This window comes from Mesorhizobium sp. M8A.F.Ca.ET.021.01.1.1, from assembly GCF_003998025.1.
GTDB lineage: Bacteria > Pseudomonadota > Alphaproteobacteria > Rhizobiales > Rhizobiaceae > Mesorhizobium.
On the sequence record NZ_RZSJ01000358.1, the window covers coordinates 1 to 6,239 of the forward strand.

General features: G+C 62.4%; 7 protein-coding genes. 1 reads left to right on the forward strand and 6 read right to left on the reverse strand.

Going from position 1 to position 6,239, the window contains the following annotated elements:
* The 5 genes from EOA36_RS23680 to EOA36_RS23700 form a co-directional block, all read right to left on the reverse strand.
* Nucleotides 1–491: aspartate/glutamate racemase family protein (locus tag EOA36_RS23680; RefSeq protein WP_189553331.1), on the reverse strand; the 491-nt coding region annotated here is incomplete at its 3' end.
* 2 nt (nucleotides 492–493) lie between these two features.
* Nucleotides 494–1,312 (reverse strand): ABC transporter permease, encoded by an 819-nt coding sequence (locus EOA36_RS23685; RefSeq protein WP_127279656.1) that lies wholly within the window; start codon nucleotides 1,310–1,312, stop codon nucleotides 494–496.
* A 1-nt stretch (nucleotide 1,313) separates the two neighbouring features.
* Nucleotides 1,314–2,225 (reverse strand): ABC transporter permease, encoded by a 912-nt coding sequence (locus tag EOA36_RS23690; protein WP_127279657.1) that lies wholly within the window; start codon nucleotides 2,223–2,225, stop codon nucleotides 1,314–1,316.
* 86 nt (nucleotides 2,226–2,311) lie between these two features.
* Nucleotides 2,312–3,601, reverse strand: coding sequence for a PotD/PotF family extracellular solute-binding protein (locus EOA36_RS23695; RefSeq protein WP_127279658.1), 1,290 nt, complete (start codon nucleotides 3,599–3,601; stop codon nucleotides 2,312–2,314).
* Nucleotides 3,602–3,657: 56 nt separating this feature from the next.
* Nucleotides 3,658–4,743 (reverse strand): ABC transporter ATP-binding protein, encoded by a 1,086-nt coding sequence (locus EOA36_RS23700; RefSeq protein ID WP_127279659.1) that lies wholly within the window; start codon nucleotides 4,741–4,743, stop codon nucleotides 3,658–3,660.
* 264 nt (nucleotides 4,744–5,007) lie between these two features.
* Here EOA36_RS23700 and EOA36_RS23705 point away from each other — a divergent pair, with 264 nt between their 5' ends.
* On the forward strand, nucleotides 5,008–5,721 hold the full coding sequence (locus EOA36_RS23705; protein ID WP_127279660.1) for a GntR family transcriptional regulator: 714 nt from the start codon (nucleotides 5,008–5,010) through the stop codon (nucleotides 5,719–5,721).
* A gap of 3 nt (nucleotides 5,722–5,724) precedes the next feature.
* On the opposite strand, the gene EOA36_RS23710 is transcribed toward EOA36_RS23705, so the two are convergent.
* Nucleotides 5,725–6,239 (reverse strand): GNAT family N-acetyltransferase (locus EOA36_RS23710; RefSeq protein WP_127279661.1); only part of this gene is annotated, 515 nt, incomplete at its 5' end.

The following is a 6,239-nucleotide window of genomic DNA, read 5'->3' on the forward strand; positions in this document are numbered from 1 at the left end:
ATCTCACCGCGCAGCTTGTCGACCGCCCCCGATGCCGGGTCCTCGAGTGCCAGCACCGGAATATCGGCGGCTCGCACGCGCGCCCGACCCGACATGCCATAGCGTTGCACCAACCCCTCGACAGGCACACGCGAGCGTTCGGTGGTGGTTACGACAGTGAAACGCTGGGCAATGAAGCAGGCCATGCTGAGGGCTGCCTCGCAAATGCCGATGACGGGAATGGCGGCCATGGCCCTGGCGGCATCAAGCCCGGTATCGTCGAAGCAGGCAATGATCGCGGCCTGCGCCCCGGCACGTTCGCCGGCGGCGATTTCCATTAGCAGGCCGGGCACCGCCAGTGCCTCGTCATAATAACCTTCGATCGAGGCCGGCCCCATGGACGACGTGACGGCGACGATTTCGGTCCAGACACCGGCGACACTGCGCGCGGCGGCCGCGATCGTCTCGGTCATGCTCGCCGTCGTGTTGGGATTTACCACCAGTATCCGCACGATCACGCCCTGGTCCGGCGGCGGCCGACATAGAGGATGGCGCCTAACGTTGCGACGATCACCAGGAAGGAAAACACGGTGGTCACCGTGCCCAGCGCGTAGAGAACCGGCGTGGTGACATTGGTGGTCATGCCGTAGATCTCGAGCGGCAGTGTGTTGAAGGTTCCCGAGGTCATCAGTGTGCGGGCGAACTCATCGTAGGACAGCGTGAAGCCGAACAGGCCTACGCCGATCAGGCTTGGCGCGATCATCGGCAGCACGACATGGGCGAAGGTCTGCCAGGACGAGGCGCCAAGGTCGCGTGCGGCTTCCTCATAGGCAGGCGAGAAGCGGTTGAAGACGGCGAACATGATGAGCACGCCGAACGGCAAGGTCCAGGTCAAATGCGCGCCGAAGGCTGACGTATACCAGGCTGGTCGGAAGCCGACCTGCTGAAAGACAACGCCGATGCCCAGCGAAATGATGATGGAGGGTACCACAAGGCTGGCGACCGCCAGGTAGAACAAAGCGGTGGCGCCGCGAAATTTCTGGCGGAAGGCCAGCCCGGCCAGCAGCGAGACGACGACAGTGACGATCATCACCATAAGGCCGAGAACCAGCGAGCGCTTGAAGCTGCCGCCGAAATCGCCGACCGCCTGGCGCTCGAACAGATTGGCGAACCAGTGCAGTGATACGCCGTTGAGCGGAAAGGTGAGGCCGCCGGTCTCGCCCTGGAAGGAAAGGATCAGGATCGCCGACAGCGGGCCATAGAGGAACAGCACGAACAGCGCGAAGAACACCGCCAGCGCGTAGAATTCAAGAGTGCGTTTTTCGTGGTTCACGTCACAGTTCTCTGCGGATGTCGACGATGCGCAGGATGCCGGCGACCATCAAGAGCACCAGCACCAGCAGCACCACGGCGTTGGCGGCGGCGGCTGGATATTGCAGCAGCGACATCTGGTTCTTCATCATCAGCGCGACGGATGCGCTCTGACCGCCCGACATCACCTGCACGGTGGAGAAATCGGCCATTACCAGGGTGACGACGAAGATGGTGCCGATCGCCATGCCGGGTTTGGCCAGCGGGATGATGACGTTCCACAGCACCTGCCCGCCCGAAGCCCCGGCATCGCGCGCGGCCTCGACCAGCGAACGGTCGATGCGCATCAGCGTGTTGAAGATCGGCGTCACCATGAACAGCGTGTAGAGGTGGACCATGGCCAGCACGACCGCGAATTCCGAATAGAGCAGCCATTCGATGGGCTTCGGCACCAGCCCGAGATGCACGAGCGTCGAGTTGATCAGCCCGTTGCGGCCGAGCACTGGTATCCACGAGATCATGCGAATGATGTTCGAGGTCAGGAACGGCACGGTGCAGACCAGGAACAGCACCATCTGCATGGCGGTCGTTCGAATGTGGAAGGCGAGGAAATAAGCGACCCAGAAGCCGATGAACAGGGTCAGCCCCCAGACGATGAATGCGAATTTGATGGTGTTGAGATAGGTTTTCCAGGTGACCCAGGAGCCGAGAACGTCGGAATAATTGGTGGTGAGAAAGTCCGGGTACATTGTGGCGAAGTCGTAGTCCCAGAACGACACGACGACGATCATGATGATGGGCAGCAGCAAGAACGCGCCGAGGATCAGCGCCAGAGGTGCCGACTGCAGATAGGGCGCGACGGCGCCGATGGAGAACCGGCGTCGTCGGGCTGGTTTCGCGGCGGCGATTGCGGGGCGTTCGAGCGCGACTGTCATCAATGCTCTCGGGTTTGGCGATACGGCCGGGCCGCGTTCCCCTTCTCCAGCCAGGGAGAAGGGGTAGAGGAGGGCGCTTGTTCCCTTTACGCCGCGATGAACTCGTTCCAGCGCTTCACCATGTAGCGATCCTCGTCCATGACCGAGTTCCAGCAGGCGACCTTGCCCATGCGCTCTTCGAAGGAGCCGCCGTCACGCACGGCGCCGGCCTTTTCCATGACGGTGCCGTCGGGCGCCTTGATCTCGCCCTTGGCCGGCTTGCCTTCGATCCAGTAGCCCCACTCGTCCTCCGACATGAACTTCTTGGCCGAGACCATGTTGGCCGAGTAGTAGCCCTGGCGGTTGAGATAGCCGCCGACCCAGCCGGAAGTGTACCAGTTGATGTATTCATAGGCGGCGTCGAGCTCGGCACCCTTGAGATGGGCGGCGAGGCCAAGGCCGCCGCCCCATGAGCGGTAGCCTTCCTTGAGCGGCTGGAAGCGGCAGGGAATGCCCTTGGAGCGCACGGCGGCCACCGCCGGCGACCACATCGATTGGATCACCACCTCGCCCGACGCCATCAGATTGACGCTCTCGTCGAAGGATTTCCAGAAGGCGCGGAACTGGCCGGCTTGCTTGGCCTTGATTAGGAAGTCGATCGTCTTGTCGATCTCGTCCTTGGTCATGTTACCCTTGTCGGCATATTTGATGTTGCCGGTAGCTTCCATGATCATCGCAGCGTCCATGATGCCGATGGACGGGATGTTGAGGATCGCGGTCTTGCCCTTGAAGGCCGGGTCCATGATGTCGGCCCAGGTGGTGATGTCGCGGCCAACGAGGTCGGGGCGGATGCCCAGCGTGTCGGCGTTGTAGATGGTCGGCACCATGGTGAACCAGTTGGTCGGTGCCTTGGCGAAGGTCTTGCTGTCTTGCGCCTCGACGAAGCCGACCGTGTGCGGCGCCGTGCCTTGGGCAATGACGCTGTCGGGCGTCAGCTTGCCGGTTTTGAACAGCGGCACCAGTTCGTCGTAATATTTCAGCTTGCTGACATCCATCGGCTGCAGCACGCCGCTCGGGAACACCTTCTTGCAGATCCAGTATTCGATGTCGGCGATGTCGTAGCTGTCGGGCTGGGTCACGGCGCGCTGGGCGGCGGCATCGGAATCGGTCGCGGTCATCTCCAGCGTGATGCCGAGATCGGCCTTGCACTTGTCGGCGATGGCATTGAGGTTCGACACGCCGGTACCGAACTGGCGCAGCGTGATGTTGGACTGCGCCCAGATGGTCGGAAAGCCTGTGATGACGCCGGAACCGGCGGCGAAGCCGACGGCAGCAGCCCCCGTCTTCAGCAGCGAGCGGCGCGAAATTCCCGTTTTTGTTTCAGTCGTCTTTGTCATGTTCATTCCCCTGTCTTGTTTTGGTTTGGTCATTGAGTGTTGAATGAAGGCGGTCATCAATTGAGCCGGCCAAGAACGACCGCGTCCTGCCGGTCCCAGGCGAGCGGCACGGCGTCGCCGACGGCGACAGGCTTTGCGAAGAAATCCGAATCGTCGACGATCACCGTGAAGTCATCGATGCCGGCGCCGTTGACCGACAACTTTACCGAATGGCCGCGATATTCGACGTTGGAAACGATGCCGGTGAAGCCGAGGCCGGGCGCAGGCGCGTCGCCGATGCGCACATGATCGGTGCGGATGGCGATATCGATCGGCGCGCCCGGCTCTCGACCGTGACCGCAGGCGGCGAGCGAGCCGCCGCCATTGACGTCGAAGACGACCATGCCGTCATGCTCGCCGGTGACCCGGCCGGACATGACATTGTGGTCGCCCATGAAGCGCGCGACGAAGGCCGTGGCCGGCCGTTCGAACACGTCGCGCGGAGGCGCCGCCTGTTCGATACGGCCCTCATTCATCACCACGATCAGGTCCGCCAAGGCCATGGCCTCCTCCTGGCTGTGGGTGACGTGGACGAAGGTGATGCCGAGCGAGGTCTGCAGTTTCTTCAGCTCGGCGCGCATGCGGATCTTCAGGAACGGGTCGAGCGCCGACAGCGGCTCGTCGAGCAGCAGCGCTTCCGGATCGGTGATCAAAGCCCGGGCGAGCGCCACGCGCTGCTGCTGGCCGCCGGAAAGCTGCGCGGGCCGGCGCGTCGCATAGGCCTCCATCTGCATCAGCTTCAGCATTTCGAGCGCCTTGGCACGGCGCTGTTCCTTGTCGACGCCCTTCATCTTCAGGCTGAAAGCGACATTGTCGACGAGATCCAGATGCGGGAACAGTGCATAGGATTGGAACATCATTGCCGTGCCGCGTTTTGCCGGCGGCAGGTCGGTGACAACAATGTTGCCGAGCCGTACGTCGCCTGACGAGATGCTTTCGTGACCGGCGATCATGCGCAGCGTCGAGGTCTTGCCGCAGCCGGAAGGGCCGAGCAGGCAGCAATAGGTGCCCGCCGGTATCTTCAGGCTGATGTCCTCGACGGCGGTCGTCGTTCCATAGACTTTCGAAACGGACACGATGTCGATCTCGGCGGCTTTGGACATTCAGGCTTCCCCGTTTGGTGCATTAACCAAAGCATCATGCGTGCCAACCTGGGGATGTGGGGCCAAGCGTTTGAATCGTTTAAAGAAATCAGGCTTCTTGCCGGTTGCCTACCTTCGAGGCTACTTTGTGCATTGCACAAATTATGAGCTATCGCGCGCGATCTGCACAAAAATCGTATGCAATCTTTTTCTACTTCGTGTTCACTTTGCCTCTCGTGCACGAGCGAGGACTCGCGTTAGAAGAGGGCGGGAACCATCATCGCCATGAACATCACCGATCAGGTCTATTCCGCCGCAGACAGCGCCAACCAGGATCGCGCCCAGGCGATTCGCGACAGTCTGCGCGACGCCATAGTCGACCGGAGGCTGACGCCGGGCACCAAGCTGTCGGAAGGCGAGGTCGGCACGCTGTTCGACGTGTCGCGCACCGTCGCTCGCGCGGCGCTGCAGATGCTGTCTTTCGAAGGGCTGGTGCGAACCGAGCGCAATCGAGGCGCCTTCGTTGCCAATCCATCGCCCGAGGAAGCGCGCCAGGTGTTCGCCTCGCGCCGGCTGATCGAGCCGGGCATTGCCACTGCCGCCTGCGAGCGGGTCACATCAGCCGATATTGTCGCCTTCAGGGCGCAACTCGACGAGGAGGGCCGCTTCATCGCCGAGCGCGGTCCGACGGCGCGGCGTTCCGAAATCAAGGCGTCCGGCGATTTCCATCTGTTGCTCGCCTCGGTCGCCGGCAATGCCATCCTGCAGCGCTTCATGGAGGAACTGGTTGCGCGCTCGTCGCTTGTCATTGCGCTTTACGGACGGTCTGGCGTATCGGCCTGCGGCCACACGGAGCACACGGGTATTGTCGGTGCGCTGGAAAGCCGCGACTCCGGGCTGGTGAGCCGCTTGATGCTGCACCACATCGACCACATCGAGGCTGATCTCGATCTGCGCGTTAGGGCAGGCCCAGCGCTCCGCGAGGCTCTCAATTTCTGAGGTCTAGTGTTCGTCTTCCGTCGGAAGGGGGGGCGTCTGTCCGGCTGCCTTGCGGCGCAGCATCTTGGCTAGCTTCCAGATCGTCGGGCTGTTCTTGACAAAGGCCTTCAGCCGCGCGCCCTGGCGAAGTGCCTGTCCCAGCGCACGGCCCTTGAGCGTCAGCGGAACCAGGACCTCGAAATGCTGCGTTTCGATATCGCACCACAGCCGCTTGTAGGGCTCGTCTCCGACGGAGAAATCATAGACCGCGAACCCGCTCTGGCAGGCGTTCTGGATGTTGTCGAAGAACAGGAAGTCGCCCGGGCTGGTGTTGGCGAGTTCATCCTCGGCGATCGCCCCGAACTCGCAGATCAGGCGCCGGCCCGAGCGGCTCGATCCGGTGACGGCGCGCAACTTGCCGGCGACCTCCAGCCCATGCAGCACGAAGCAAGGCTTGTCCTCGGCAAGCGCTTGCGTAAACAGCCCCCGGAAGAAAGCGCGTGTCTGGTCGTCACCGAAGACGTTGGCAATGCCCATCT